Here is a 26,476-nt window from a genome sequence, read left to right on the forward strand (position 1 = left end):
AACGCCGTCCTCAGAGACCTAACAGCCCCAAAAACTCAACTGACTTGATGACACCCGAGGGGTTGCGGGGATGGACCCGCTGGCGCCATGTCCCCTCATGACCGCCATCGTCTACATCGCCGCCGCCTTGGCCGAGATCGCCGGGTGCTTCTCGTTCTGGATGTGGCTGCGCGAGGGCAAGCCGGTCTGGTGGATCGTGCCGGGCGTGGCCAGCCTGATGCTGTTCGCCTGGTTGCTGACCCTGGTGGACGCCGCCGCGGCGGGGCGGGCCTATGCGGCCTATGGCGGGGTCTATGTCGCCGCCTCGCTGCTCTGGCTGCTGGCGGTGGAGGGGGTGCGGCCCGACCGCTGGGACCTGATCGGGGCGGCGGTGTGCATCGCCGGGGCCGGGATCATCCTGCTGGGGCCGCGCGCGGCCTAGCTTTTGGCGGAAGATTACAAATCTGACGGGTGCGTCATTTTCCTTTGACCCCGCATAACATCGATGTTGGAGTTTCGCCCAAGGAACCAGGGAGAGACGTCATGGCCGCTGACGGCAACATCACCAAGGACATCCTCTACGACGCGGTGGCGCCGGACGACTTCGAGTCGATGCTCGACCTCGACCGCTACAACAACCGCTCCTCGGCGTTCGACAAGATCATCTCGGCGACGCACGACCACTTCTGGGATCCGCTGGACCCGAAATACATCGACTTCTCGGCGCCCTGGGACATGCAGAGCCAGCCGCTGATCAGCGAGGATCTGAACGTCGCGCTGCACACCGACTATGTGAAGGAACGGCTGAACACGCCCGAGCTGCGGGCGCAGTTCGTCAACAAGTCGCTGCTCTATTCGTTCTCCTCGATCCTGCACGGCGAGCAGGGGGCGCTGAACCTGTCGGCCAGCCTCTGCCACGTGCTGCTGGACCAGGGCGCGCAGGAGTACGCCGCCAACCAGACCCGCGAGGAGGCGCGGCACGTCACCGCCTTCGCCAAGTACATCAAGGCCCGCTGGGGCCGGCCGATCCAGTGCAGCAAGGTGCTGCAGGACCTGCTGGTCGACATCATCGGCAGCCCCGAGGTCTACAAGAAGATCATCGGCATGCAGATGCTGGTCGAGGGCCTGGCCATGGGCGCCTTCGCGACCTTCTACCAGAAGCTCAACGACCCGCTCGGCCGCCAGCTCATGCAACTGGTGATGACCGACGAGGCCTTCCACCACAAGTTCGGGAAGATCTGGGCCGACCGCACCATCCCGAAGCTGTCGGAGGCCGAGCACAACATCGTCGAGGACTGGGCCGCGCACTGCTTCCAGATCCTGCTGTTCAACCTGGTCTCGCCCAGCGAGCAGACGGCGCTCTACGAGGAGTTCGGGCTCGATCCGGCCAAGGTGCTGGAGGAGATCCAGACCATCGCCACGGACGACGTCCGCCGCGAGGACATGAAGGAATCCACCAACATCTTCCGGGTGCTGATCAAGACCCTGCTGAACGCCGGGATCATCACCGACCGCACCCGGGCCTTCTACGGCATGTATGTCGACATGGAGGAGCTGAAGGCGGAGGGCGACCGCATGGTCGGCGACGACATCGCCGAGGAGGGGATCAAGTACCTCCAGAAGATCAACTTCAAGGACCGCATCGCCGCCAACGTGACCCTGGCGGCGGAATAGGCGCGCCCGCCGCCGCGGAACGGCCAAAATTTGCGTTGATATTGTGTGGAGGCCCGCGAGAGATTCCGCGGGCCTTGCCGATTCCAACGAGATATTCCGTCAGTCATGCGCGTCCTTGCCTCCATGGTCCTCGCCTTCGTCCTCGCCGCGGGGTCCGCCATGGCCGCGCCTCCGGCGCCGACCCAGAAGATCGAGCTGACCCAGATGATGGGCCGCTGGTACGAGGTCGCCCGCCTGCCCAACAAGATCCAGACCGGGTGCCAGGGCGGCACGTCCGACTGGCAGCGGGCGGCCGACGGGTTCGCGGTGGTGCAGGCCTGCCACAAGGGCTCGCTGTCGGCGCCGGTGACCGAGTGGAAGGCCAAGGCCAAGGTCCTCGACCCCGCGACCAACGCCAAGCTGCAGATGACCTTCTTCAACGGCCTGGTGCGCCAGGAGTACTGGGTGCTCGACCACCGCGCCGACCAGGGCTGGCTGATCCTGGGCACCCCCGGCGGGCGCTCGGTCTGGCTGATGTCGCAGCGCCCGACCCTGCCGGCCGGCGTCAAGGCGCAGGCGGTCGCGCGGCTGAAGCAGCTCGGCTACGACGTCGGGCGCCTGGAATTCCCGCTGCCGGCCCGCAACTGACGGGTCTTGCACCTCGAACGAAACCGGAACATGGTTTCGGCATGGACGTCACCATCGTCACCGTCACCCGGCCGGAGATCACCGCCAACGTCACCCGCGGCGCGGCGCGGCTGCTGGTCGACCTGGGCTATGCGCCGCTCAGCGAAGTGACCCTGCCGAACGGGCGGCGCGCCGACCTGATGGCCCTGTCGCCCCGGGGCGAGATCGCCATCGTCGAGGTGAAGTCGGGGATCGAGGACTATCGCGTCGACCGCAAGTGGCATGAGTACCTGCCCTATTGCGACCGCTTCGCCTTCGCCGTGGCGCCGGAGTTCCCGCGCGAGATCCTGCCCGAGGAGCCGGGGCTGATCGTCTGCGACGGCTTCGGCGGGGCGGTGCTGCGCGAGACCCCGGTCACACCGCTGGCCCCGGCCCGGCGCAAGGCCCTGACCATCGCCTTCGGACGGCTGGCGGCGATGCGGGCGGCGGGCGTGGCGGCGGTGCAGCTCGAGGGCTAACGCGGGGCGCGCTTGGCGAGGATGCGCTGCAGGGTGCGGCGGTGCATGTTCAGCCGCCGGGCGGTTTCGGAGACGTTGTGGCCGCAGAGCTCGTAGACCCGCTGGATATGCTCCCAGCGCACGCGGTCGGCGCTCATCGGGTTTTCCGGCGGGGCCGGGGCCTCGTCCTTGCGGGCCAGCAGGGCGCGGGCCACGTCGTCGGCGTCGGCGGGCTTGGAGAGATAGTCGATGGCGCCGGACTTCACCGCCGCGACGGCGGTGGCGATGTTGCCGTAGCCGGTCAGCATGACGACCTTGGAATCGGGCCTGGCCTCGCGCACGGCTTCGACGACCTTCAGGCCGGTGCCGTCCTCCAGCCGCATGTCGAGCACCGCGTAGGCGGGAGGATGGGACTTCACCGCCGCCAGGGCCTCGGCGACGCTGCCCACCAGGACGATGTCGAAACCGCGTTGCTCCAGCGCGCGGCCCAGGCGCGTGCGCAGGGGCGCGTCGTCATCGAGGACGAGCAGGCTTCTGTCCGGAAGGGCGGCGATATCGGCGGAGAGATCGGTCATGCGCAACCTCCGATAGGGGCGTTCTTTTCACACGCTCCTGCGGCATCATGTCGCTGCTTGGCGCAGCTTCGCAAGTGTCTTCACGCTGAGGGGGCCTTCACTTCGATACGGGCGCGGGGCCATCGGGCCGCGACGATGGCGCCGCGCGGTCTACCGTTCTGGAAATTCACTGTGGCCCCGGTTCGTTCCAGCAGGGTCTTGGCGATGAAGAAGCCAAGGCCCATGCCGACATGGCCGGTCCGGCCGCCGGCGACGCCGGGGCGGCTGGTGACATAGGGCTCCCCGAGCTTCGACAGCACTTCGGGCGGAAAGCCGGGGCCGTCGTCGCGGACCTCGACGCCGACGTTCTCGGCGTCGAAGCGCACGGTGACCAGCACCTCGGATTCGGCGAAGTCGATGGCGTTCTCGACGAACGAGGTCATGGCGTGCAGCACCTCGGGCATGCGCCAGATGTCGGGGGCCGCGACGCCGGGGGCGCCGGAGACGATGGCCTCGACCCGCACGCCCTTCACGTCGGCCTGGGGCTCGATCACCTCATGGACCAACTGCAGCAGGCTCATCCGCTCGTGCACCTCGTCGGAGGCGGCGGCCGGGGCGTCGGTCAGGCGCCGGAGGATCTCGCCGCAGCGCTCGGCCTGGGCGATCAGCAGGTCGGCGTCCTCCTTGACGCTGGCGGTGGGCGCCTCGCGGGCCAGCTCCTTGGAGACGATGGAGATGGTCGCCAGCGGCGTGCCCAGCTCGTGGGCGGCGGCGGCGGCCAGGGCGCCCAGGGCCGACAGCCGCTGCTCGCGCGCCAGCACCGCCTGGGTGACGTCGAACGCCAGGGCCATGCGCGAGGACTCCTCGGCCGCCTGGCGGACGGTGCCGGCGATGACGATGATCCCGGCGATGTTGGCGATGGCGCAGCCGATCATGAACGCCATCGGCAGCTCGGCGTAGACGCCGTTCAGCCCCGGCAGCGGCGCGTGCACGAAGGCCAGCAGCACCGAGGCGGCGATCGCCAGGCCGGCCAGCAGGTTCACCGAGCGCGGGGCGAGGGTCGCCGCGCCCAGGGTCACCGGCGCCAGCAGCATCAGGATGAAGGGGTTGGCGGCGCCGCCGGTCAGGAACAGCAGCAGCGAGATCTGGCCGATGTCGAAGCCGAGCTGGGCCACCGCCTCCCAGCCGCCGATCAGCCGCTGGCCGGGGGAGGCGACGCCGGTCAGCAGGTTCACCCAGGCCGAGGCGCCGATCACCGTGAAGCAGAGGGTGTAGGGCGCGTCGAAGCCGAGCAGCAGGCCGCCGAGGGCGAAGACCAGCAGCTCGCCGGCGATGATCATCCAGCGCAGGGTGACCAGGGTGCGCATGCGCAGACGGCCGCCGCGGGTCCCGGCCAGGTTCCAGCCTTCGACCCCCCAGCCGGCCACGCCGAGGTCGGCGACGCCTTGCGCAGGATCGGTCGTTTGCCTATCGAGACCGCGCGACGGCTGCGACGGCGACGGGTTCCGGATGGACGCCATTATGCCGCGAGCATCGCGCCTAACGTCGCGCCTGACGAGCCCCAAAGGTCTGCCCATGTCCCGCCGCAACCTGATCCTCATCGCCGCCTGCGTCGTCGGCCTCGTCCTGATGGGCGCGCTGGCCTGGCGCGCGGGCGTGTTCGACGGCCAGGGCCCGGCCGCCCGCGGCTCGGGCGCGGCGCTGGTCGGCGGCCCGTTCCAACTGGTCGACCAGGACGGCAAGCCGGTGGACGAGAAGATCCTGAAGGGCAAATGGTCGGCGGTGTTCTTCGGCTTCACCTACTGCCCGGACGTCTGCCCGACGACCATGCAGGTCCTGGGCGCGGCCCAGCAGCAACTGGGTCCCAAGGCCGACAGGCTGCAGGTGGTGTTCATCTCGGTCGATCCCGAGCGCGACACGCCCGAGCAACTGAAGGCCTATCTCTCCAACGAGGTGTTCCCGAAGGGGACCATCGGCCTGACCGGCGCCCCCGAGCAGGTGGCGGCCGCGGCCAAGGCCTATCGCGTCTATTACAAGAAGAACGGCGAGGGCTCGGACTACCTGATCGACCACTCGACCCCGGCCTATCTGATGAACCCCAAGGGGCAGTTCGACCGGGTGCTGCCCTATGGCATCTCGCCGGAGGAAACCGCGCGCCAGATCGCCGACGCGATGCGCTAGGGACCTTTCAGCCGCCGGCGGCGGCCTCCAGCTCGCGAAGCCACGCGACGATGAGCGGCGCGGCGGACAGCATGGACGGATCATGGCCGACCGGCCCGACGTCGACGGCGCTCACCTTGCCGCCCCGGGCGCGCATGGATCGGGCGGCGGCGAGCGATTCCTCCGGGACGACGTCGAGGTCCGCCGATCCGTAGTAGAGCCGCACCGGCGCGCGCGGCGTCAGGTCGGTCAGGTCGTTGGCGGCGACGGCGTCCAGGAACCAGTGCGGCCGGTCATGGTCGAAGGCCTGCAGCAGGGCGGGGTCGAACATCGCCCGGGGGTCCTTCGGCAGCTCCGCCATGATCTGCTTGGGCGGGGTGCCGCTGAACAGCCGCTCGACCCGTTCGGCGTAGGCGGGGGTCAGGACGCTGTCCAGCGGGCGGCCATAGTGGTCGGCGTAGCCCCAGGCGAGATAGGCCAGATAGAGCGAGTGCGCCGGGGCGCCGCCCTTCATCGCCGCTGGCAGCGAGATGCGCCGCAGGTCGTAGGCGCCGGCGACGGCCGCCGCGCCCAGGACCGGCCGGCCTTCGTCCTCGAGCATGCGCAGGGCGGCGAGCGTGGCCCAGCCGCCTTCCGAGAAGCCGGCCAGGAACACCGGCGCGGCCGGCGCGCCTTCCAGCCGCCCGGCCGCCTCGATCATGGCGGTGACGGAAGGGCCGATGGCCTGGGCCACATAGTAGGGATGCCGGCCGGGCGCGGTTCCCATGCCCGGATAGTCGGGCGCGATCAGCATGTATCCGGCGCCGGCGAAGACGACGGCCGCGGCCAGGCCCGTGCCGTCGGGCTTCGAGGGCACGGCCGTGCGCGTGGTGGCGGTGCCGTGCTGGAAGCTCACCAGCCGGCGGGCGGGCGCGCCGCGCGGCAGCGCCAGGAGGCCGCTGAGCCGGACCGTTCCGCCGTTCCCGTCGCTCGCCGGATACTCCATGCGATAGCAGTCCACCGGGTAGGCGACGGATGCGCGCACGCCCGTCAGGCGCAGCAGGATCTTGGCTTCGAGCGTGGAAATCGTGCGGAGCGGGGTCAGCCGGACGCCCTCGGGCGCCGGTCGCGCCGGCGGGCTCATGCAGCCGGCCAGCAAGGCGGCGGCCGCCGCCAGCAAGATCGCCCAGGGCCAGATCGTGCGCATCGGTCGTCATCCCCGACAGCGGCTTGAGCGTCGCCAGCTTCACCTTGTCGCGTTTTCGAGCGGCTTTCCACTGGACTCCCTTAATCTTCGCCGTGCTATGCTGCGCCGCAGCAATGAGGACTCGGCGATGCTCTACACGCTCTATGAGGCCGGCTATTACGCCTCCACCCCGCTGCGCTGGGCCGCGCGGGCCACGCGAGACTTCTGGTCGTCGCCGCTCAATCCGGCCAAGGACTCCGATCTGGGGCGGCGGCTGTTCGCCGGTTCGGACCTGTTCGCCAACCTGACCCGCCGCTATGGCCGGCCGGACTGGAACGTCGATTCCGTCCGGATCGAGGGCGAGAACGTGCGGGTGCGGCCGACCGAGGTGTGGTCGACGCCGTGGGTGAAGCTGATCCACTTCAACCGCGACATGGCCGACATGCGCCGGGCCGGGCGCCGCGAGCTGGAGCCGGCGGTGCTGATCGTCGCGCCGCTGTCGGGCCACTATGCGACGCTGCTGCGCGGCACGGTCGAGGCCTTCCTGCAGGACCACGAGGTGTTCATCACCGACTGGTCGAACGCCCGCGACGTGCCGGTGATGGAAGGCCGCTTCGACTTCCACGATTTCGTCGACCACGTCCGCGACATGCTGCGCCAGATGGGCCCGCGCCCGCACGTGGTCGCCGTCTGCCAGCCGGGCCCGGCGGTGCTGGCGGCCGCCTCGCTGATGGCCGAGGACGGCGAGGACTGCCGCCCCGGGACCATGACCATCATGGGCTCGCCGATCGATGCGCGGCTATCGCCGACGGTGACCAACAAGCTGGCCGAGGAAAAGCCGTTCGCCTGGTTCAAGTCGACCATGATCGACACCGTGCCGGCGCCCTATCCGGGCATGGGGCGGCGCGTCTATCCGGGCTTCGTGCAGCTCTATTCGTTCATGTCGATGAACGCCGAAAAGCACCAGGACGCGCACCGGCGCTACCTGGAGGACCTGATGAAGGGCGACGGCGACGCGGCCGAGAAGCACCTGGAGTTCTACGACGAGTACCTGTCGGTGCTGGACCTGCCGGAAGAATTCTATCTCCAGACCATCGACTACGTGTTCCAGCAGTACCTGCTGCCGAAGGGCGAGCTGGCGCATCGCGGCCGGCCGATCCAGCCGGGCTCGATCAACGACATCGGCCTGCTGACCGTCGAGGGCGAGAACGACGACATCTCCGGCATCGGCCAGACCCAGGCGGCGCATGCGCTGTGCACCGGGCTGTCGGACGACTTCAAGGAGGACTATGTGCAGCCGCATGTGGGCCACTACGGGGTGTTCAACGGCCGCCGCTTCCGCGAGGAGATCTATCCGCGGGTGCGCGCGTTCATCCGCCGCATGGAAGGCGCTATCGAAAAGGCCCGCGACGCAGCCTAGGCTGGCGCCATGAGTCTCTTCGGCCGCTCGCTGGCGGACGGCGACCGGCTGGAGGTGGCCGGCGCCACGGTCCGCCTGAAGGTTCACAGCCGCGCGCGGCGGATCTCGCTGCGCCTCGACCGCACGAAGCGTGAGATCATCGCCACCGCGCCCTCGCAGCGGCGGCTGCCCGAGGCGGCGGCCTTCGCGCGCGACCGCGCCTCCTGGATCGCCGAGCGGCTGGCCGAGCTGCCGCAGGGCCAGCCCATCGCGCCGGGCATGACCATCAGCCTGTTCGGGACGCCGTGCCGGCTGGAGGCCAGCGACAGGCCGGCCCGGCTGCACGCCGCCACCGACGCGGCGCCGATGCGGATCAGCGCCCGCGGCGAGGGGGCGACCTTCGCCAACGCCGTGATCAGGATCATCAAGCGCGAGGCGCTGCGCGTCTTCACCGAGCGCACGACCTTTCACTGCGACCGGCTGGGGGCCAGGCTGCCCAGCGTGACCATGATGGACGCCCGCGCGCGCTGGGGCTCCTGCCGGCCGGGACTGCCCGGCAAGCCGGCGGCGATCCGCTATTCCTGGCGGCTGGCCCTGGCCCCGTTCGAGGTCGCCGACTATGTCGCCGCCCACGAATGCGCCCATCTGCTGGAGCTGAACCACGGCCCGAAGTTCTGGGCCCATGTCGGCGCCCTGGTCGGGGACGAGAAGCCGCACCGCGCCTGGCTGCGGGCCGAGGGCGCGCGGCTGCACGCGTTCGGGCGGTAGGGATGTCTCGTGTCCGTTGAGTTTTTGGGGCGGGGCCGCGCCTCATTCGTCAGGCGCGGCGCGAATGGGTCCCGGACAAGCCCTGCGGGCTTTCCGGGATGACACGGGGAGGAGACCCGCGACAAACGCGCCAAAGGCGCACTGGTGTTTCAAAATCCGCCGAGCAGCTTGCGCCAACCGCCACCGGAGAAAAACAGGTGTCATCAAGTCAGTTGAGCTTTTGGGGCTGTTAGGTCTCCGAGGACGGCGTCGTCGGGACGCGACCATTACCGCGAATTATCTTGGTTCCACCCCGAACCGGGGGGAGAAGGAGCCATGGCCGCGCGTGCGGCCGCCGGAGCCTTAAGACTTGATCTCCTTCGCGCTCGCCGCGGCGCTGTCGCTGACTGCGCCCGAACTGCCGCCGCTGCCGCCGATCAAGCGCGAGGCGCAGGTGGTCTATGTCGACCGCGCTGGCGCGGTGCTGGGGGTGCGGGGCGGCCGCTATGGGCCGCCGGTCGACACGGCCAAGCTGCCCGCCTATGTCCCCGCCGCCTTCGTCGCCATCGAGGACCGGCGCTTCTACGAGCACGGCGGGTTCGATCCGATGGGCATCGCGCGGGCCATCGTGGTCAACGCCGAGCAGGGCCGCGCGGCGCAGGGCGCCTCGACCATCACCCAGCAACTGGCGCGCAACCTGTTCCTGACCTCCGACCAGACCATGGAGCGCAAGGCCAAGGAGGTGATGTACGCCGTCCAGTTGGAGCGGACCTATTCGAAGAAGCAGATCCTGGGGCTCTATCTCAGCCGGGTCTATTTCGGCTCGGGGGCCTATGGGATCGAGCAGGCCTCGCGGCGCTATTTCGGCAAGAGCGCGGCCAGGCTGAGCCTGCGCGAGGCCGCCACCCTGGCCGGGGTGCTGAAGTCGCCGACCAACTACAATCCGATCGAGGCGCCGCAGAACGCGGCGGCCCGCGCCGACCTGGTGCTGGCCGCCATGGTCGAGACCGGCGCGATCACCCCGGCCCAGCGCAAGCAGGCCATGGCCCAGCCGCTGAAGCTGGCGGGCGGGGCCTACAGCTCATCGGCCAACTACTTCATCGACTGGCTGGACGGCCAGCGCCGCCAACTGGTCGGCGCGCCCAAGCAGGACATCATCGTCGAGACGACCCTGGACATGGAGCTGGAGGTCGCGGCCGCCGGGACGGCGCGGGCGGTGGTCGAGCGCTACAAGGCCCAGAACGTCAGCCAGGCGGCGCTGGTGGCGCTGGACGGCCAGGGCCGGGTGCGGGCCATGGTCGGCGGGATCGACTATGTCGCCGCGCCCTACAACCGCGCGGTCACCGCCCGGCGCCAGGCGGGCTCGGCCTGGAAGCCGTTCGTCTACCTGACCGCCCTGGAGGCGGGGCGCACGCCGGACATGACCGTGGTCGACGAGCCGATCACCATCGGCGCCTGGTCGCCGCAGAACTACAGCGACACCTATGCCGGGACCCTGACCCTGGAACAGGCGGTGGCGCAGTCGACCAACACCGTCGCCGTGCGGCTGGCCGACGAGGTCGGGCGCGGCAATGTGGCGGCCACGGCCAGGCGGCTGGGGATCGTCTCGGCGGTGAACACCGACCCGGCCATGGCGCTGGGCACCAGCCTGGTCTCGCCGCTGGAGATGGCCCAGGCCTATGGCGCGTTCGCCAACGGCGGCGACCGGGTCCAGGCCTATGGCATCGAGCGCATCCGCAGCGTCGGCGGCCAGGTGCTCTATCAGCGCAAGGCGGGCGCGGCGGTGAACGTGATCGGCAATCCGGCGCTGAGCGACCTCAACCGCATGCTGCGCGGCGTGGTCGCGGCCGGCACCGGGACGCGGGCGAAGATCCCGGGCTACGACCTGGCCGGCAAGACCGGCACCACCAGCGACTACAAGGACGCCTGGTTCGCCGGCTACACCGGCGGCTTCGTCACGGTGGTCTGGATGGGCGACGACAACGGCGCGCCGATGCGGCGGATCACCGGCGGCGGCGCCCCGGCCGAGCTGTGGCGCGGGTTCATGGCCACGGCGCTGAAGCGCAATCCGCCCCAGGCGATCCCATTCGGCCCGCCGCCGGCCGCGCCGCCGCCCCAGACCATCGAGACGTTGCTGGAGGCCCCGGAGGCCGCCCCGGCCACGGCCACGGCCGAGGTGATCGACGCGCCGCCGATCTAGCCCGCCGATCTAGAACGGGATGTCGTCGACCGGGACCTTCGGCTGCGGCGCCTGCGGCTGGGCCGCGGGCGGCCCGCCGATCCCGATCGCGTCGGCGATGCCGTCCACCAGGTCGCCGATCGGGTCGCTGGGGGCGGGCGGCGTATAGGTCCCGCCGGGAATGGCCTGGACCTTCAGGCGCGGCAGGGCCTGGCCCATGAAGTCGCGCCAGATGCCGGCCGGGGCGCCGCCGCCGCTCACCCGCTTCATCGGCTTGTTGTCGTCCTTGCCGACCCAGACCGCAGTGACGAAGCCGCCGGTGTAGCCGACGAACCAGGCGTCGCGGTAATCGCTGGTGGTGCCGGTCTTGCCGGCCAGGTCGTAGCCGGGAACCCTGGCGCGGGTCCCGGTGCCGCTGGTCACCACCTGGCGCATCATCTGGTTCATGTACTGCAGGGCCGGCGTGCCGACGACCTGGGTGCGCTCGGTCCTGGCGACGCTGTGGTCGTAGAGGATCTTGCCGCCGGCGGTGCGGATGCGCTGGATGCCGTAGCCCTTGGCCAGGAAGCCGCCGTTGGCGAACGGGGCGTAGGCCTGGGCCATCTCCAGGGGGCTGACCTCGACCGCGCCCAGCGCCATCGAAGGGTCGAGCTGGATGTGGGAGTTGACGCCCAGGCGGCGGGCGGCGGCGGCGACGTTGCCGGTGCCGACGTCGTTGGCCAGCCGCGCGGCGACGGTGTTGATCGACTGGGCCAGCGCGGTCTGCAGCGTCATCGGCCCGCGAAAGTCGTTGGTGTAGTTCCGCGGCGACCAGGTCCCGATCCTGATCGGCTCGTCGACCACCATGTCGCCGGGCGTGCGGCCGGCCTCCATGGCCGCCAGATAGACGAACGGCTTGAACGCCGAGCCGGCCTGGCGGCGGGCGGTGGTGGCGCGGTCGAACTGGCTGTCGGCGTAGCTGACGCCGCCGACATAGGCGCGGATGCGGCCCTCGCCGTCGATGGCGACCAGGGCGCCCTGCTCGACCCCCTGGGCCTTGCCGGTCTCCACGCCCTTGCGGATCGCCTGCTCGGCGGCGGTCTGGATCGGCAGGTCGAGGGTGGTCTCGACCACCAGGTCCTCGGTCGGCTCGCCGACCAGGCTGCGGACCTGGTCGTCGACCCAGTCGGTGAAGTACTGGGCGCGCTGGTTGGCCAGGGTCGGGTTGACCCGCACCGGGGTCTTGAAGGCCGCGTCGCGTTCGGCCGGGGTGATCGCGCCGATGCGGACCATCTCGTCCAGCACGATGGTGGCGCGGCGCTCGGCGCGGTCGGTGGCCGAGACCGGCGAATAGCGGCTGGGGCCCTTCATCATGCCGGCCAGCAGGGCGCTTTCCCCCAGGGTGAGCTGCGAGGCGGGCTTGCCGAAATAGCGCTGCGAGGCGGCCTCGATCCCATAGGCGCCGCCGCCGAAATAGACCCGGTTCAGGTAGAGGGCGAGGATCTCCTTCTTGGAGAACTTGGCCTCCAGCCACATGGCCAGGATCAGCTCCTGGGCCTTGCGCCGGTAGTTCTGGCTGGGGGTCAGGAAGAGGTTGCGGGCCAGTTGCTGGGTGATGGTCGAGCCGCCGCGCAGCGGGCCGCCCTTGTTCTGCATGTTGTAGATCTGCGAGCGCAGGATGCCCCACGGGTTGAACCCGGGGTGCCAGTAGAACCAGCGGTCCTCGATGGCGATGAACGCCTTGGGCACATAGGCCGGCAGCGTGTCGAGATCGACCGGCGGGGTGTTCTGGCTGCCGCGCACGGCGACGAGCGCGCCGGACTGGTCGAGGTACGACACCGAGGGCTGGCGCTGGACGTCATAGAGCTTGGAGGTGTCGGGCAGGTCGACCGCGAACACGGCGAAGAAGGCGACCACGAAGATCAGCCCCCAGACGCCCAGGACCGCGGTCCAGTAGAGAAGCGCCTGCAACGGGGTGCGCTGGGCCGGCCGGCGAGGGCCCGGTCCTGACTTGGCCATGTGTCGTCCTAAAGAGTTCGCCGATTACCCGCCCCGACGCGGAGAGATAACCTAGACGCACCAAATGCGCGACATGATTGATGGGAGGTGAACAAGCTTGGCTATCGGTCTCGCTCAAGGGGTCGGCTGTCCGCCGTCGCCGCCGAGGCTTGCCGATCGCGACCAGGCGGCGCAATGCTCAAGCTTAGGTGGTGTTTCGCGGGCGAGACTACATGCAAAACCTTTCGCGGCGCAGCGCGCTGGGCGTGACGGCGGCGGCGCTGGCGAGCCATGGGTGCAGCAAGCCCGCAGCGGAGTCCGGGATCGGGCTTGCGCTGAACGATGCGAGCGGCCTCAGTCCGACACGCGTGAAACGCCATTGGCGGCCGGGCGGCCGCGAGCGGAGTCTTGAGGATCTGCTTCGGCGCGAACTCGGCGACGCCAGGGCCGCCGGTCGGCCGGTCTGCGTCGGCGGCGCGCGGCACTCCATGGGCGGACAGAGCCTTGCCGCGGGCGGGACGGCGATCACCCTGGATCGGGGCTGGTGCGATCCCGACACTCAGGCGCAGACCTATCGCGCCAGCGCGGGCGTGCGCTGGAACCAGGTGATCCGCACGCTTGACCCGATCGGCTTCGCGCCGAAGGTCACCCAGGCCAACAGCGACTTCACGCTGGGCGGAGCCTTTTCGGTCAATGTCCACGGATGGGCAGTGCCGCAAGGGCCGATGGGGTCGACGGTGCGCGCCATCACCATGATGCTGGCGGACGGCGAGATCGTTCGTTGCTCGCGCGAGGAGGCGGCCGACCTGTTCCGGCTGGCGATGGGCGGTTACGGCCTGTTGGGCGTGATCATGGAGCTGGAGGTCGAGATGGTCCGCAACGTCCGGCTGGCGCCGCGCTTCAGCCGGATGACCGCAGACAGGTTTGGCCCGGCCTTCCACAAGGCGGTGCGTGAGGCGAGGACCAGGATGGCCTACGGCCGCGTGTCGGTGGGACGCGAGGGTTTTCTGGAAGAGGCCCAGATGGTGACCTATCAGGAGCTGCCAGGCGATCCGGCGCCGCTGGCCGAGGGTGAGCGCGATCCGCTCGACGGGATTACGCGTAGCATCTATCGCGCCCAGATCGGTTCGGACGCGGCGAAGGCGTTCCGCTGGTATGCGGAGACCGAGGTCGGGCCAGGTCTGCAAAAGGGGCCGACGACCCGCAGCCGGCTGATCAGCACCCCGGTCGAGGTGCTGGCCGAGCGCGATCCGCGCCGCACCGACATCCTGCACGAATATTTTCTGCCGCCGGATCGGCTGAGCGGATTCCTGGAAGCCTGTCGCACGGTGATCCCCAAAGCGGAGGGGGAGCTGCTCAACATCACCCTGCGCTATGTCGGGGCCGATCCGGACAGCGTCATGGCCTTTGCTCCCGGCGACCGCGTCGCGGCGGTGATGTCATTCTCCCAACGCAAGACCCAGGAGGCGGACGCCGGCTTCAAGGGCATGACCCAGGGGCTGATCGACGCTGCGCTGGCGCATGGCGGCTCGTTCTATCTGCCCTATCGGCTGCACGCGCGAGCGGACCAGTTGGATCGCGCCTATCCGCGGCTGGACGAGTTCCTGGCGGCCAAGCGTCGGTTCGACCCCGGCGGCCTGTTCCGGAATACGATGTGGGATCGCTACTTCGCTCCACGCCTCGCCGCCGCTTGACCCGGCCCCTGGGGCCGCTCCCATGAAGGCGACGGTCAGCGATGGCGAGGTGATTCGTGAGCGGTTCCGTTGAATTCCTGAGTGCTTCCGAGGCGGCCCGGCGGCTGGGCGTGTCGGCCAAGGCGCTGCGGCTCTACGAGCGGCGTGGACTGGTGACGCCGGTGCGCACGGCGGCGGGCTGGCGCGCCTATGGCCCGGGCCAGATGGCGCGGGCGGGCGAGATCGCGGTGCTGCGCGCGCTGGGCCTGAGCCTGGCGCAGGTGGCGCGGGTGCTGGACGGGGATCCGCGCGACCTCGAGCCGGCCCTGGCCGCGCACCAGGCGGCGCTCGAAGGCCAGGCCCGCGATCTGGCCGGGACGCTGGAGAAGGTCCGCGGGATGCGGGCCCGGCTGACCGGCGGCCAGGCGCCGGCCGCGGGGGACCTGTCGGGGCTGGTCGGCGCCGGGCCCAGCGTGGCCTTCGACCTGCCGTGGCCCTGGGGCGGGGAGCGGTTCGAGCTGCGCGACATCGCGCCCCTGACCTACATCGTCGGGCCGCTGGGCAGCGGCAAGACGCGGCTGGCCATGCGGCTGGCGCAGGAACTGCCGGGCGGCGGCTTCCTGGGGCTCGATCGCGGCAAGGAGGGGGCGTTGGCGCGGCTCGCGGCCGATCGGGAGCTCAAGGCGCGGGTCGAGCAGGTCCTGGCCTGGCTGGTCGAGGACGGCGCCCGCCCCAGCGAGGCCATGAGCGTCCTGCTGGTCGGCCTGGAGTTCGACGGGCCGCTGGTGGTCGACATGGTCGAGCAGGGGCTGGACGAGGACGCCCAGGCCGCGCTCATCGCGCACCTGCGCCGCCGCGCGCCCGGCCGGCCGCCGCTGTTCCTGATGACCCGCTCCAGCTCGATCCTGGATCTCGCGGCCGTGGGTCCGAACGAGGCGATCCTTCTCTGCCCGGCCAACCACGCCGTCCCGACCCGCGTCGCGCCCTGTCCCGGCGCCCCCGGCTACGAGGCCGTCGCCACCTGCCTGGCCCCGCCGGAGGTGCGGGCGAGGACGGAGGGCGTGATCGCCTGGCGGCCGGACGCGGCCTGACGGCGTGGTGAGCCCAGCTCACCAACCATGCGGCCAAAGCATCGTTTGATCGGCGGCGCTCGCCGTGGCGCACTCGGCTTCGAAAGGAGGGCGCCTGTCGCGCTGCCCGCCCCGGCGCAACCGGGCGTGGGAGGGGGCCGCTTACATGGGAACGACGTTATCCCATTGCACCCCCACATTTTCGCATAACCGCGGTGCGAAAAAAGCGGTTGCCGATGATCTTAACACTGTTATCTTAGCGATGCTTAGTTCAACTCGCGCGGCCGGTGGGGATACCGGCTGCGGAAATCCCGGATTGCGCCGAGCCGTGTCCCGCAAGGACTCGCCTTTTCTCCCCGATTGCTGGAGGGCTTTCGATGAAGCTCCGTACCCTCGCGGCCGCCTGCGCCGCCATGATGTCCGTCTCCTTCGCCGCCGGCGCGGCGATGGCCGACGACCCGATCACCGCCAAGCTGCAGACCCCGGTCGCCGAGAAGACCAAGTTCATCGCCGGCGGCGCCGTCTTCCTCTGTGAAGGCGACACCTGCCTGGCGGCGGCGCCGTCATCGCGCACCTACGGCGCCACGACCTGCAAGGAAGTGGCCAAGAACGTCGGCGCGGTCGTCTCGTTCGGCGGCGCGCGCAAGCAACTGGAAGCGGCCAAGCTCGAGCAGTGCAACACCGCGGCGCTGCCGGCCCAGCAGGTCGCCGGCCGCTAAGGCTGGCAGGAACCCAGGTTCGCGCAAATCTAGGCGCGCCTCCCAGCCGCTAGTCTAGTCGAGCCTGTAACTCGGGCGCCGGAAGCCATGCTCCGGCGCCCGTCTTTCTATGTGCGCATGGCCTTGGGCGCTTGGCCCCGGCCGACGCGGCGCTTATGACCGGCCGCCATGACCGACGACGTGATTTCCAGACAGACCATTTTCCCCGAAGGCCCCGCGGCGCTCGCGGGCCTGCTCGAACCCGCCCTGGCCCAGGCCGCCGGGCCGGACGCCGAACCCGTCTCCCTGACCATCGACTATGGCCTGGCCGCCCAGCCGGGCGCGGCGGTGAACGTCGAGGCGGGGGTGGACCGGGCGACCCGCACCCTAGTGTTCGCCTATGGCCGCGTGCTGAACGGGGAGGGCGCGGTGCTGGCTACCGGGGCCGCCGTGTTCCGTAGGGTGAAGGCCAGATAATACAAGGTGTCGCGGCCGGTTTGGTTGCGACGCCGAAAATCGCGTGCTATCAGGCGCGCGGCTTCGGGCCAGGGGCTTTTCCAGTCTCGATGGCCATTGTGCTTTTCCAAGCGCTTTCAAGCCTTTAGGGTCGCAGTGGAGATTTCTTCGCCGCGGCCTTTTGCGCGCACCGGGCGGACAAAATAAGTGGCGGACGATTCCAAGGCTTCGAATGTGGGCGGCAGATATGCACAAGCCCTGTTCGATCTCGCGAACGATGAAAAGAAATTGTCGGCCGTCGAGGCCGACCTCAAGGCGCTGAAAAGAATGAGCGCCGACAGCAAGGATCTGCGGACCTTGCTGGCCTCGCCGGCGTTCAGCGCCGACGACAAGGGCAAGGCCTTGGCCGCCCTTGGCGTGAAGGCGAAGCTTGATCCCACCACCCGCAAGTTCCTGGGACTGCTGGCCGCCAACGGCCGCGCCTCGGCCTTGCTCGCGGTGATCACGGCCTTCGAAAGCCTGGCGGCGAGCGCGCGTGGCGCGGTCTCGGCCCAGGTGACCACGGCCGTGCCGCTGACCCCGGCTCAATCCAAGGGCGTCGCCGCCGCGTTGCGAACCGCGCTCGGCAAAGACCCCGAAATCGAGACCCGCGTCGATCCGGCCCTCCTGGGCGGGATCAAGGTGCAGGTCGGTTCCCGTCTGTTCGATGCTTCGCTGCGTTCGAAGCTCGACTCCCTCAAGTTCGCCCTGAAGAGAGCGTAAGCCCATGGACATCCGCGCCGCCGAAATTTCGGCCATCCTCAAGTCGCAGATCGCCAATTTCGGCGAAGAAGCCGACGTCTCGGACGTCGGTTCGGTTCTGTCCGTCGGTGACGGCATCGCCCGCGTCTTCGGCCTCGACAACGTCCAGTCGGGCGAAATGGTCGAGTTCCCCAAGGCCGGCGTGAAGGGCATGGCCCTGAACCTGGAAAAGGACAACGTCGGGGTCGTGATCTTCGGCGAAGACCGCGCCATCTCGGAAGGCGACGAAGTCCGCCGCCTGTCGGAAATCGTGGACGTGCCGGTCGGCAAGGGCCTGCTGGGCCGCGTCGTCAACCCGCTGGGCGAGCCGATCGACGGCAAGGGCCCGATCCAGAACGTGGCCGAGCGCCGCCGCGTGGACGTGAAGGCACCGGGCATCATCCCGCGCAAGTCGGTGCACGAGCCGGTGCAGACCGGCCTGAAGGCCATCGACTCGCTGATCCCGGTCGGCCGCGGCCAGCGCGAACTGATCATCGGCGACCGTCAGACCGGCAAGACCGCCGTGGCGATCGACACCATCCTGAACCAGAAGTCGATCAACGAAGGCGATGACGAGAGCGCCAAGCTCTACTGCATCTACGTCGCCATCGGCCAGAAGCGCTCGACCGTCGCCCAGATCGTCAAGACGCTCGAAGAGCGCGGCGCGCTGGAATACACCATCGTCGTCTCGGCGACCGCCTCGGAACCGGCCCCGCTGCAGTTCCTCGCCCCGTTCGCGGGCTGCGCCATGGGCGAGTGGTTCCGCGACAACGGCATGCACGCCGTCATCATCTACGACGACCTTTCCAAGCAGGCCGTCGCCTATCGCCAGATGTCGCTGCTGCTGCGCCGCCCGCCGGGCCGCGAAGCCTATCCGGGCGACGTCTTCTATCTGCATAGCCGCCTGCTGGAGCGCGCCGCGAAGCTGAACGAAGACAACGGCTCGGGCTCGCTGACGGCGCTGCCGGTCATCGAAACCCAGGCCAACGACGTGTCGGCCTACATCCCGACCAACGTGATCTCGATCACCGACGGCCAGATCTTCCTGGAAACCGACCTGTTCTTCCAGGGCATCCGCCCGGCCGTGAACGTCGGCATCTCCGTCAGCCGCGTGGGCTCCTCGGCCCAGATCAAGGCGATGAAGCAGGCCTCGGGCCCGATCAAGGGCGAGCTGGCCCAGTATCGGGAAATGGCCGCCTTCGCGAAGTTCGGTTCGGACCTCGACGTCACCACCCAGCGCCAACTGGCGCGCGGCGAGCGCCTGACCGAGCTGCTGAAGCAGCCCCAGTACTCGCCGCTGAAGGTCGAAGAGCAGGTGGCGGTGATCTACGCCGGCACCCGCGGCTACCTCGACGGCGTGGCGACCGCCGACGTCGGCCGCTATGAGGCCGAACTGCTGGGCCGCCTGCACTCCAAGCACCAGGACATCCTGGACACCATCCGCACCAGCAAGGAGCTGAAGGCGGACACCGAGGCCAAGCTGAAGGAAGCTCTCGAAGCCTTCACCAAGAGCTTCGCGTAAGTCAGCGGGGCTTTTAGGAGATGGCCAGCCTCAAGGAGATGCGCAATCGGATCGGAAGCGTGAAAGCCACGCAGAAGATCACGAAGGCGATGCAGATGGTGGCGGCGGCGAAGCTTCGCCGCTCGCAGGACGCTGCGCAAAACGCCCGGCCCTACGCCCAGCGCATGGCTTCGGTCATCGCCAACCTGGCGGCCGGGGTGTCGGGCGACGGCGCCCCCAGGCTGCTGGTCGGCACCGGCCGCAGCGACCGCCATCTGGTGGTCGTGGCGAGCTCGGACCGCGGCATGGCCGGGGGCTTCAACACCTCGATCATCCGCGCCGCGCGCGAGCGGATCAACGAGCTGACCGGCCAGGGCAAGGACGTGAAGATCCTGGTCGTCGGCAAGAAGGCCCGCGACCAGCTCAAGCGTCAGTACGGCGACAAGATCGTGGCCTTCTTCGAGGCCGGCGTTCCGTCGATGGCGAGCGCCCAGCCGGTGGCCGACAAGATCACCGAGCTGTTCGAAGCCGGCCAGGTCGACGTCGTGACCCTCGCGTTCAGCCGCTTCAAATCGGTTGTGTCGCAGGTTCCGACCCTGACCCAGCTCATCCCCGCCCAGGTTCAGGAGGGCGGCGCGACCGTCGACCTGAAGGGCGCGGCCTACGAGTACGAGCCGGGCGAAGAGGAAATCCTCGAAACCCTGCTGCCGCGGAACCTGACCGTTCAGGTGCTGTCGGCCATGCTCGAGAACCAGGCCGGGTTCTACGCCTCGCAGATGACGGCGATGGACAACGCCACCCGCAACGCCGGCGACATGATCGCCAGCATGACCCTGCAATACAACCGTTCACGCCAGGCGCAGATCACCAAGGAGCTGATCGAGATCATCTCCGGCGCCGAAGCGCTCTAACCCGAAAGAGTCCGAACCCATGGCTACGACCCCCAAGGCTCCCGCCAAGAAGCCCGCCGCCCCGAAGGCGGCCGCCGCGCCGAAGGCCGCCGCCGCCAAGGCCGCGCCGAAGGCTGCTGCTCCGAAGGCTCCCGCCGCCGCCAAGAAGACGACCGCCGCTCCGGCCGCCGTCGCCGGCGTCGCCACCGGCCGCATCTCGCAGATCATCGGCGCCGTCGTCGACGTCGAGTTCGAAGGCCACCTGCCGGCGATCATGAACGCGCTGGAGACCAGCAATACCGACCAGCGGACCGGCGCGCCGTTCCGCCTGGTGCTGGAAGTCGCCCAGCATCTGGGCGAGAACACCGTCCGCACGATCGCCATGGACACCACCGAGGGCCTGACCCGCGGCCAGCCCGTGACCGACACCGGCCGCAGCATCACCGTGCCGGTCGGCCCGGCGACCCTGGGCCGCATCATGAACGTCATCGGCGACCCGATCGACGAAGCCGGCCCGATCAACACCCAGTTCTACGCCCCGATCCACCGGGAAGCCCCGAGCTTCGCCGAGCAGTCGACGGCGGCCGAAGTGCTCGTCACCGGCATCAAGGTCATCGACCTGCTCTGCCCCTACACCAAGGGCGGCAAGATCGGCCTGTTCGGCGGCGCGGGCGTCGGCAAGACCGTGACCATGCAGGAGCTGATCAACAACATCGCCAAGGCCTACGGCGGTTACTCCGTGCTGGCCGGCGTGGGTGAGCGCACCCGCGAAGGCAACGACCTCTATCACGAGATGATCGAGTCGAACGTGAACCAGCCCGGCGGCGGCGGCGACAGCCGTTGCACCCTGGTCTACGGCCAGATGAACGAGCCCCCCGGCGCCCGCGCCCGGGTCGCGCTGACCGGCCTGGCCCAGGCCGAGTACTTCCGCGACCAAGAGGGCAAGGACGTGCTCCTCTTCATCGACAACATCTTCCGCTTCACCCAGGCCGGCTCGGAAGTGTCGGCGCTGCTGGGCCGCATCCCCTCGGCCGTGGGCTATCAGCCGACCCTGGCCACCGAGATGGGCAACCTGCAGGAGCGCATCACCTCGACCTCCAAGGGTTCGATCACCTCGGTCCAGGCCATCTACGTTCCCGCCGACGACCTGACCGACCCGGCCCCGGCCGCCTCGTTCGCCCACCTGGACGCCACCACCGTTCTGTCGCGCGACATCGCCGCCCAGGCCATCTTCCCGGCCGTGGACCCGCTGGACTCGACCTCGCGGATCATGGACCCGCTGGTGATCGGCGACGAACACTACGCCGTGGCTCGCCGCGTCCAGGAAACCCTGCAGGCCTACAAGGCCCTGAAGGACATCATCGCCATCCTGGGCATGGACGAGCTGTCGGAAGAGGACAAGCTGACCGTGGCCCGCGCCCGGAAGATCCAGAAGTTCCTCAGCCAGCCGTTCCACGTGGCCGAGCAGTTCACCAACATGCCGGGCATCTTCGTTTCGCTGGAAGACACCATCCGCTCGTTCAAGGCGGTGGTCGACGGCGAGTACGACCACCTGCCGGAAGCGGCCTTCTACAACGTCGGCACCATCGAAGACGCGGTGGCCAAGGCCGAAAAGCTGGCCGCGGAAGCCTAAGGATCATGGCTGGGAAGCTTCACTTCTCGCTGGTCTCGCCGGAGCGCGAACTGTTCTCGGGGGATGTCGACCAGGTCGACGCCCCGGGCACGGAAGGCGACTTCGGCGTGCTGGCCGATCACGCGCCGTTCATGACCACGCTGAAGGTCGGGCAGGTGAAGGTCTATAGCGGCGGCGCCGTGAAGGTCTTCGCCATCGAAGGCGGCTTCGCCGACGTGACGCCGGACGGCCTCACCATCCTGGCCGAACAGGCCTCGGAAGTGGCGGCCTAAAGAACAGCAGAAGGCCCCGACGCCGAGAGGCTCGGGGCCTTTTCATTCGAGTGGCGCGCGGTTGTGCCTGCGCCGCGCCCGCAAAATCCGCCTCGGATCGGTCCAATTGCTCCGCTAGTCTCTTGCTCCTCGTCTGGGGGGTTGCGAGGACCGGCCAGTTTCGAGTGTTATGCGGCACGTCTAGTTAGGGGATCCCGCCATGCGCACCGCCATCGTCAGTCTGATTGCTCTCGCCGGCCTCGCCACGGCGGCCAACGCCCAGCCCGCGCCCGAGGCCGCGCCCGCCGCGCCGGCGCCGGAAGCCGCGGCCGCCGAGCCGGCTCCCGCCGCCGAGGAAAAGACCTACGTGCTGCCGACCACCGGCGCCGAAGGCCAGATCATCGACGTCATCAACCGCGTCTGTAAGCCGCTGGTGAAGGGCGGGAACTTCGACCAACTGGCCGGCTCGCTCGGCTACAAGAAGAACAAGCGCGAAGGCACCTATGTCGGCACGCTGGTCGAGAAGCCCTACACCCTGACCATCAACCCGCAGGGCTCCAACAAGGACGTCTGCCGGCTGACGCTGAGCTACGCGATCGACGGCGAGAAGCCGATCATCGTCGGCCTCAACATCTTCTCGTACCTGCACAAGCCCGAGCTGCTGCAACAGCGGAACGACTTCGTGCCGGCCACCGACTACAAGCGCATCACCAACTCGTGGGAGTACTTCACCGACCACGAATCGATCGGCCTGGTGTTCCTGCAGTTGAAGAAGCCCGACGGCACGCCGGCCGGCAAGAACGCCGACCTCGGCGAAGTGCTGTACTCGGAACGCACGTTCTAGGCATTCGGCCGGCGCCCAGGCGTCGTGTCCGGTTTCAGGCGCGGGGGATCATCCCCGCGCCTTTGCCTTTTCCGGGGGGCGACCCCGTCGGCCCGGGGCCCTGGCCCACCCGGCGATTGACGAGCCGCGCGGGGCGCCGCCAGGGTCCTCCACACCTCGACTGTCTGGAGTTGCTTCGATGACGCTACGCGCCCTGCTGCTCGGCGCCGCCTTCGCCTTGGCCTGCGCCGCCGCTGCGCACGCCGCCGACCTGCCCGTGCGCCAGGTCGGCCAGATCGTCTATGACAACGTCCCGGAGACCCCGCCGGAGCTGAAGGCCGCGATCGCGCCCTACTACAACGCCCGCTCGGCGGTGTTCGAGGATTGGCTGGAGGACGGCTCGATCCTCATCGCCACCCGCTTCGGCGACGTGAACCAGATCCACCGCGTGGCCGCGCCGGGCGCCGCCCGCACGCAGCTGACCTTCTTTCCCGAGCCGGTGAACAGCGCCAAGGCCCAGCCGGGCGCGGCGCGCTTCGTCTATCCGCGCGACGTCGGCGGGGCGGAATACTACCAGGGCTATATCCGCGGCCTGGCCGGCGGCGAGGTCCTGCTGACCGCGCCGAAGACCCGCAACGCCGACTTCACCTTCTCGGGCGACGGCAAGCTGGTGGCCTGGAGCCAGGTCACGCCGGGCGATCCGAACTACGACATCATGCTGGCCGACCCCGACCATCCGGAGGGCCGCCGGGTGGTCCACGAGGGCAAGGGCGCGATGTCGGTGCTGGACTTCGCCCCGGACGGCCGGTCGCTGCTGCTCAGCCGGTACAATTCGGCGACCTTCGTGGAGCTGTTCGTGCTCGACATCGCCAGCGGCGCGCTGAAGCCGGTCGGTCCGGCCGGCCGCCAGATCGGCTACCGGGGCGGGGCCTTCACCGCCGACGGCGCCGGTGTGGTCACGCTCTCGGACGACAGGGCCGACATCGCTCGGCCCGTGGTGCTGGACGTCGCCACCGGCGCGGCCCGCGACCTGGAGCCGGGCGCCAAGTGGCCGGCCGAGGCCTTCGACCTCTCGCCCGACGGCGGCGTGATCGCCTACATGGTCAATGAGGAAGGCTATTCGAAGATCGTCCTGAAGGAGGTCGCCACCGGCAAGACCCTGCCGACCCCGGCCCTGCCGCAGGGCGTGCTGACCGGCCTGGGCTTCTCGCCGGACGGCGGGCAGCTCGGCTTCAGCCTGTCGACCTCGACCTCGTCGGGCGACGTCTGGAGCTTCGCCCTGGCCGACCAGAAGCTGGTGCGCTGGACGCAGAGCGAACTGGGCGGCCTGGACCCGGCCCGGTTGGTCGAGCCGGCCCTGTTCCGCTACCCGAGCTTCGACAAGCGCTCGATCCCGGCCTTCATCTACAAGCCGGCCGCCCGGCCGGGCGAGAAGCTGCCGGTGATCATCCAGATCCACGGCGGGCCCGAGGGCCAGGAGCAGCCCAGCTTCAACCCGCGCCGCCAGTCGTGGGTCAACGAGGTGGGCGCGGCGGTGATCATCCCCAACGTCCGCGGCTCGAGCGGCTACGGCAAGACCTACCTCGACCTCGACAACGCCGAGAAGCGCGAGGATTCGGTCAAGGACATCGGCGCCCTGCTGGACTGGGTGGCCAAGCAGCCCGACCTGGACGCCAGCCGCGTGGCGGTCGTCGGCCAGTCCTATGGCGGCTACATGGCGCTGGCGGCGGCCGCGCACTACAACGAGCGCATCGCCGGGGCGATCGACCTCTACGGCATCTCCAACTGGAAGACCTTCCTGGAGAACACCGAGGGCTATCGCCGCGACCTGCGCCGAGCGGAATACGGCGACGAGCGCGACCCGAAGATGGCCGCCGTGTTCGAGAAGATCTCGCCGCTCAACATGAGCGCGAAGATGAAGAAGCCGATGATGATCTATCAGGGCGCCAACGACCCGCGCGTACCGCAGTCGGAGTCCGAGCAGATGGTCGCCAGGCTGCGCGCCCAGGGCACGGAGGTCTGGTACGTGCTGGCCAAGGACGAGGGCCACGGGGTCAGCAAGAAGCAGAACGCCGAAGCCGTCCGCGCCAGCGAGATCGTGTTCCTGAAGACGGTGCTGGGGACGAAGTAGGGCCGATCAGATCCCTCCTCGGAGGGGGACCGCATTTCCTCCACGGTTCGTCATGGCCGGGCCGCCAGGTCCCGGCCATCCATAGACGCCGAGCTTTGTCGAGAATCTCCGGCGCGTATGGATCCCCGGCACGCTTGCGCGGCCGGGGATGACGATCGGAAGATGTGGGGCAGGGCGATCGCGGATGGTTTTCCTCCCCCATTCATGGGGGAGGGGGACCGGCGAAGCCGGTGGAGGGGGCGGGCCTCAAGCTCGGCGCCGGCCGCTCGCCCCCTCCACCACCTTTCGGGCGGTCCCCCTCCCCCGCTTCGCAGGGGAGGAAAAAGGGGTGCGATCGCCCTATCCCAGAGGGGGCATCTGGCGTTCAGGCGGGGACCGCTTCCAGCCAGCCCTGGGTGATTTCGGCGATCTCCCGCCAGCCGGATTCGGCGACCAGCCAGTGGCTCATGCCGGGGGCCTCGATGAACTCGGCGCCCAGGCGGCCGGCGGTCTGGCGCACGGTGGTCGGCGGATGCACCACGTCGCGCTCGCCGCCGATCACCAGGCAGGGCGCGTCCAGCGGCCCGGAGCCGACGCTGGTGGTCATGAACGGGTCGAGCCACCAGTTCAGCGTCTCCCACAGCGCCCGGCCGCTCTCGGGGCGCAGGCGGCTCGCCACGGCCTCGCGCTCGGGGCCGGGCATGCGGTTGAGGCTGTAGGTGCGGGCCAGGCCGCGGTCGGGCGCGACGGCCTGCGCCCAGAACGGACCCAGGGCGTGCAGGCCAAAGGCGGTGATCGCCTCTTCCATCGACGAGGCCGCCACGCCCCAGGGCGCGGACGGGGCCAGCAGGATCATCGCCCGCACCGGCGCCCGGCGCGCGGCCAGGGCGCAGACCAGCCCGCCCATGGAGTGCCCGATCAGGATCGGCGGCTGCTCCTGGCCGGCGCAGAGCCTGGCGACGTCGCGGGCGTAGTCGGTGATCGAGACCCCGACTACCGCATGCGCGCCCTCGCCGGGGCCGTGTCCGCGCAGGTCGGGGGTGATGACCGCGTGTCCCGCCGCCTCGAACGGCTGGCGGAACTGCTCGAACGCCCAGCCGCCGCAGAAGGCGCCGTGGACCATGACAATCGGCGCTGCGGGAGAGTCCAACGCGTTCAGGCCGCGCGGCCGGGCTGGCCCGTGAAGACCTGGAAGGCGCGGACCACGGCCTCGTAGATCGCCTTCTTGAACGGCACCACCAGGCCGGGGGCCTCGTCGAGGCTGGCCCAGCGCCAGGCGTCGAACTCGGGGTGGCCGTCGCCGGAGAGGTCGATCTCGCTCTCCTGGCCGTCGAAGCGCAGGGCGAACCAGACCTGGCGCTGGCCCTTCCAGCCCTTGGCGATCTTCGAGCCGGTGTGGTCGGGCGGGAAGTCGTAGGCCAGCCAGTCGTCGGTGCGGCCCAGCAGGGTGGTGGTGACGACCCCGGTCTCCTCGGCCAGCTCGCGGCAGGCGGCGAGGTACAGGTCCTCGCCGGCGTCGACGCCGCCCTGCGGGAATTGCCAATTGTAGGGCGCGGAGGTCTGGAAGCGGCGGCCCAGCCACACCCGTCCATCGGGGTGGAAGAGCACCACTCCCACGTTCGGGCGATAGGCGGCGAGGTCGGTCATCTCATTC

At 69.5% G+C, this 26,476-nt stretch carries 25 protein-coding genes; 19 read left to right on the forward strand and 6 right to left on the reverse strand.

Going from position 1 to position 26,476, the window contains the following annotated elements; genetic code table 11:
• Positions 1 to 97: 97 nt before the first annotated feature.
• From RTL41_RS11760 to mmcB, 4 genes are all read left to right on the forward strand, one after another.
• A complete protein-coding gene (locus tag RTL41_RS11760; RefSeq protein ID WP_312164575.1) occupies positions 98 to 421 on the forward strand; it encodes a YnfA family protein in 324 nt (107 codons plus the stop codon).
• A 101-nt stretch (positions 422 to 522) separates the two neighbouring features.
• Positions 523 to 1,653 (forward strand): ferritin-like domain-containing protein, encoded by a 1,131-nt coding sequence (locus RTL41_RS11765; protein ID WP_312164576.1) that lies wholly within the window; start codon positions 523 to 525, stop codon positions 1,651 to 1,653.
• Between the two features lie 105 nt (positions 1,654 to 1,758).
• Positions 1,759 to 2,280: a lipocalin family protein gene (locus RTL41_RS11770; protein ID WP_312164578.1), complete on the forward strand. Its 522-nt coding sequence runs from the start codon at positions 1,759 to 1,761 to the stop codon at positions 2,278 to 2,280.
• Between the two features lie 41 nt (positions 2,281 to 2,321).
• Positions 2,322 to 2,777: a DNA repair putative endonuclease MmcB gene (mmcB, locus tag RTL41_RS11775; protein ID WP_056024864.1), complete on the forward strand. Its 456-nt coding sequence runs from the start codon at positions 2,322 to 2,324 to the stop codon at positions 2,775 to 2,777.
• On the opposite strand, the gene RTL41_RS11780 is transcribed toward mmcB, so the two are convergent.
• Together RTL41_RS11780 and RTL41_RS11785 are read right to left on the reverse strand one after the other, a co-directional pair.
• Entirely contained in the window at positions 2,774 to 3,331 is a 558-nt protein-coding gene (locus RTL41_RS11780; RefSeq protein WP_312164584.1) for an ActR/PrrA/RegA family redox response regulator transcription factor, read from the reverse strand. The genes mmcB and RTL41_RS11780 overlap by 4 nt on opposite strands.
• An 80-nt stretch (positions 3,332 to 3,411) precedes the next feature.
• On the reverse strand, positions 3,412 to 4,737 hold the full coding sequence (locus tag RTL41_RS11785; RefSeq protein ID WP_312164585.1) for an ActS/PrrB/RegB family redox-sensitive histidine kinase: 1,326 nt from the start codon (positions 4,735 to 4,737) through the stop codon (positions 3,412 to 3,414).
• 148 nt (positions 4,738 to 4,885) lie between these two features.
• Here RTL41_RS11785 and RTL41_RS11790 point away from each other — a divergent pair, with 148 nt between their 5' ends.
• Complete coding sequence (locus RTL41_RS11790; RefSeq protein WP_312164587.1) at positions 4,886 to 5,491, forward strand: SCO family protein; 606 nt, start codon at positions 4,886 to 4,888, stop codon at positions 5,489 to 5,491.
• Between the two features lie 7 nt (positions 5,492 to 5,498).
• Here RTL41_RS11790 and RTL41_RS11795 read toward each other — a convergent pair whose 3' ends face one another.
• Positions 5,499 to 6,656, reverse strand: a complete 1,158-nt coding sequence (locus RTL41_RS11795; RefSeq protein WP_312164589.1) for a hypothetical protein — start codon at positions 6,654 to 6,656, stop codon at positions 5,499 to 5,501.
• A 127-nt stretch (positions 6,657 to 6,783) separates the two neighbouring features.
• Between RTL41_RS11795 and RTL41_RS11800 the strand changes: the two genes are divergently transcribed.
• From RTL41_RS11800 to RTL41_RS11810, 3 genes are all read left to right on the forward strand, one after another.
• Positions 6,784 to 8,055: a polyhydroxyalkanoate depolymerase gene (locus tag RTL41_RS11800; protein ID WP_312164590.1), complete on the forward strand. Its 1,272-nt coding sequence runs from the start codon at positions 6,784 to 6,786 to the stop codon at positions 8,053 to 8,055.
• A gap of 9 nt (positions 8,056 to 8,064) precedes the next feature.
• Entirely contained in the window at positions 8,065 to 8,802 is a 738-nt protein-coding gene (locus RTL41_RS11805; RefSeq protein WP_312164592.1) for a SprT family zinc-dependent metalloprotease, read from the forward strand.
• Between the two features lie 349 nt (positions 8,803 to 9,151).
• Positions 9,152 to 10,981 (forward strand): PBP1A family penicillin-binding protein, encoded by a 1,830-nt coding sequence (locus RTL41_RS11810; RefSeq protein ID WP_312164594.1) that lies wholly within the window; start codon positions 9,152 to 9,154, stop codon positions 10,979 to 10,981.
• A gap of 9 nt (positions 10,982 to 10,990) precedes the next feature.
• Here RTL41_RS11810 and RTL41_RS11815 read toward each other — a convergent pair whose 3' ends face one another.
• Positions 10,991 to 12,958, reverse strand: coding sequence for a penicillin-binding protein 1A (locus RTL41_RS11815; RefSeq protein WP_312164596.1), 1,968 nt, complete (start codon positions 12,956 to 12,958; stop codon positions 10,991 to 10,993).
• Between the two features lie 188 nt (positions 12,959 to 13,146).
• Between RTL41_RS11815 and RTL41_RS11820 the strand changes: the two genes are divergently transcribed.
• The 11 genes from RTL41_RS11820 to RTL41_RS11870 all read left to right on the forward strand — a co-directional run bounded on the left by RTL41_RS11820 (position 13,147) and on the right by RTL41_RS11870 (position 24,843).
• Positions 13,147 to 14,631 (forward strand): FAD-binding oxidoreductase, encoded by a 1,485-nt coding sequence (locus RTL41_RS11820; protein WP_312164598.1) that lies wholly within the window; start codon positions 13,147 to 13,149, stop codon positions 14,629 to 14,631.
• Between the two features lie 56 nt (positions 14,632 to 14,687).
• Complete coding sequence (locus RTL41_RS11825) at positions 14,688 to 15,701, forward strand: MerR family transcriptional regulator (RefSeq protein ID WP_312164600.1); 1,014 nt, start codon at positions 14,688 to 14,690, stop codon at positions 15,699 to 15,701.
• Positions 15,702 to 16,057: 356 nt separating this feature from the next.
• Positions 16,058 to 16,399 (forward strand): CC_3452 family protein, encoded by a 342-nt coding sequence (locus RTL41_RS11830; RefSeq protein WP_312164602.1) that lies wholly within the window; start codon positions 16,058 to 16,060, stop codon positions 16,397 to 16,399.
• 168 nt (positions 16,400 to 16,567) lie between these two features.
• A complete protein-coding gene (locus RTL41_RS11835; RefSeq protein ID WP_312164603.1) occupies positions 16,568 to 16,855 on the forward strand; it encodes a hypothetical protein in 288 nt (95 codons plus the stop codon).
• A gap of 186 nt (positions 16,856 to 17,041) precedes the next feature.
• Entirely contained in the window at positions 17,042 to 17,596 is a 555-nt protein-coding gene (locus tag RTL41_RS11840; RefSeq protein WP_312164605.1) for a F0F1 ATP synthase subunit delta, read from the forward strand.
• A gap of 4 nt (positions 17,597 to 17,600) precedes the next feature.
• Positions 17,601 to 19,136, forward strand: a complete 1,536-nt coding sequence (gene atpA, locus RTL41_RS11845; protein WP_312164607.1) for a F0F1 ATP synthase subunit alpha — start codon at positions 17,601 to 17,603, stop codon at positions 19,134 to 19,136.
• A gap of 20 nt (positions 19,137 to 19,156) precedes the next feature.
• Positions 19,157 to 20,026 (forward strand): F0F1 ATP synthase subunit gamma, encoded by an 870-nt coding sequence (locus tag RTL41_RS11850; protein WP_312164609.1) that lies wholly within the window; start codon positions 19,157 to 19,159, stop codon positions 20,024 to 20,026.
• A 19-nt stretch (positions 20,027 to 20,045) separates the two neighbouring features.
• On the forward strand, positions 20,046 to 21,638 hold the full coding sequence (gene atpD, locus RTL41_RS11855) for a F0F1 ATP synthase subunit beta (protein WP_312164611.1): 1,593 nt from the start codon (positions 20,046 to 20,048) through the stop codon (positions 21,636 to 21,638).
• 5 nt (positions 21,639 to 21,643) lie between these two features.
• Positions 21,644 to 21,910, forward strand: a complete 267-nt coding sequence (locus RTL41_RS11860; protein WP_312164613.1) for an ATP synthase F1 subunit epsilon — start codon at positions 21,644 to 21,646, stop codon at positions 21,908 to 21,910.
• 199 nt (positions 21,911 to 22,109) lie between these two features.
• Complete coding sequence (locus RTL41_RS11865; RefSeq protein WP_312164615.1) at positions 22,110 to 22,733, forward strand: hypothetical protein; 624 nt, start codon at positions 22,110 to 22,112, stop codon at positions 22,731 to 22,733.
• A gap of 178 nt (positions 22,734 to 22,911) precedes the next feature.
• Positions 22,912 to 24,843, forward strand: coding sequence for a S9 family peptidase (locus tag RTL41_RS11870; protein ID WP_312164616.1), 1,932 nt, complete (start codon positions 22,912 to 22,914; stop codon positions 24,841 to 24,843).
• Positions 24,844 to 25,207: 364 nt separating this feature from the next.
• On the opposite strand, the gene RTL41_RS11875 is transcribed toward RTL41_RS11870, so the two are convergent.
• Together RTL41_RS11875 and RTL41_RS11880 are read right to left on the reverse strand one after the other, a co-directional pair.
• Positions 25,208 to 25,972 carry an alpha/beta fold hydrolase gene (locus tag RTL41_RS11875; protein ID WP_312164618.1) on the reverse strand — a complete coding sequence of 255 codons (765 nt, stop codon included), beginning with the start codon at positions 25,970 to 25,972 and terminating at the stop codon, positions 25,208 to 25,210.
• 5 nt (positions 25,973 to 25,977) lie between these two features.
• Positions 25,978 to 26,469 (reverse strand): RNA pyrophosphohydrolase, encoded by a 492-nt coding sequence (locus tag RTL41_RS11880; protein WP_312164620.1) that lies wholly within the window; start codon positions 26,467 to 26,469, stop codon positions 25,978 to 25,980.
• Positions 26,470 to 26,476: the final 7 nt, after the last annotated feature.

Origin of the sequence: Phenylobacterium sp., assembly GCF_031984885.1 — a bacterium.
Taxonomy (GTDB): Bacteria; Pseudomonadota; Alphaproteobacteria; order Caulobacterales; family Caulobacteraceae; genus Phenylobacterium.

Coding starts and splice junctions, on each gene's coding strand:
- RTL41_RS11865 (WP_312164615.1), top strand. CDS start 22,110: ATGCGCACCGCCATCGTCAGTCTGATTGCTCTCGCCGGCCTCGCCACG.
- RTL41_RS11795 (WP_312164589.1), bottom strand. CDS start 6,656: ATGCGCACGATCTGGCCCTGGGCGATCTTGCTGGCGGCGGCCGCCGCC.
- RTL41_RS11770 (WP_312164578.1), top strand. CDS start 1,759: ATGCGCGTCCTTGCCTCCATGGTCCTCGCCTTCGTCCTCGCCGCGGGG.
- atpD (WP_312164611.1), top strand. CDS start 20,046: ATGGCTACGACCCCCAAGGCTCCCGCCAAGAAGCCCGCCGCCCCGAAG.
- RTL41_RS11790 (WP_312164587.1), top strand. CDS start 4,886: ATGTCCCGCCGCAACCTGATCCTCATCGCCGCCTGCGTCGTCGGCCTC.
- atpA (WP_312164607.1), top strand. CDS start 17,601: ATGGACATCCGCGCCGCCGAAATTTCGGCCATCCTCAAGTCGCAGATC.
- RTL41_RS11850 (WP_312164609.1), top strand. CDS start 19,157: ATGGCCAGCCTCAAGGAGATGCGCAATCGGATCGGAAGCGTGAAAGCC.
- RTL41_RS11765 (WP_312164576.1), top strand. CDS start 523: ATGGCCGCTGACGGCAACATCACCAAGGACATCCTCTACGACGCGGTG.
- RTL41_RS11760 (WP_312164575.1), top strand. CDS start 98: ATGACCGCCATCGTCTACATCGCCGCCGCCTTGGCCGAGATCGCCGGG.
- mmcB (WP_056024864.1), top strand. CDS start 2,322: ATGGACGTCACCATCGTCACCGTCACCCGGCCGGAGATCACCGCCAAC.
- RTL41_RS11780 (WP_312164584.1), bottom strand. CDS start 3,331: ATGACCGATCTCTCCGCCGATATCGCCGCCCTTCCGGACAGAAGCCTG.
- RTL41_RS11815 (WP_312164596.1), bottom strand. CDS start 12,958: ATGGCCAAGTCAGGACCGGGCCCTCGCCGGCCGGCCCAGCGCACCCCG.
- RTL41_RS11805 (WP_312164592.1), top strand. CDS start 8,065: ATGAGTCTCTTCGGCCGCTCGCTGGCGGACGGCGACCGGCTGGAGGTG.
- RTL41_RS11835 (WP_312164603.1), top strand. CDS start 16,568: ATGACCGACGACGTGATTTCCAGACAGACCATTTTCCCCGAAGGCCCC.
- RTL41_RS11800 (WP_312164590.1), top strand. CDS start 6,784: ATGCTCTACACGCTCTATGAGGCCGGCTATTACGCCTCCACCCCGCTG.
- RTL41_RS11860 (WP_312164613.1), top strand. CDS start 21,644: ATGGCTGGGAAGCTTCACTTCTCGCTGGTCTCGCCGGAGCGCGAACTG.
- RTL41_RS11880 (WP_312164620.1), bottom strand. CDS start 26,469: ATGACCGACCTCGCCGCCTATCGCCCGAACGTGGGAGTGGTGCTCTTC.
- RTL41_RS11870 (WP_312164616.1), top strand. CDS start 22,912: ATGACGCTACGCGCCCTGCTGCTCGGCGCCGCCTTCGCCTTGGCCTGC.
- RTL41_RS11830 (WP_312164602.1), top strand. CDS start 16,058: ATGAAGCTCCGTACCCTCGCGGCCGCCTGCGCCGCCATGATGTCCGTC.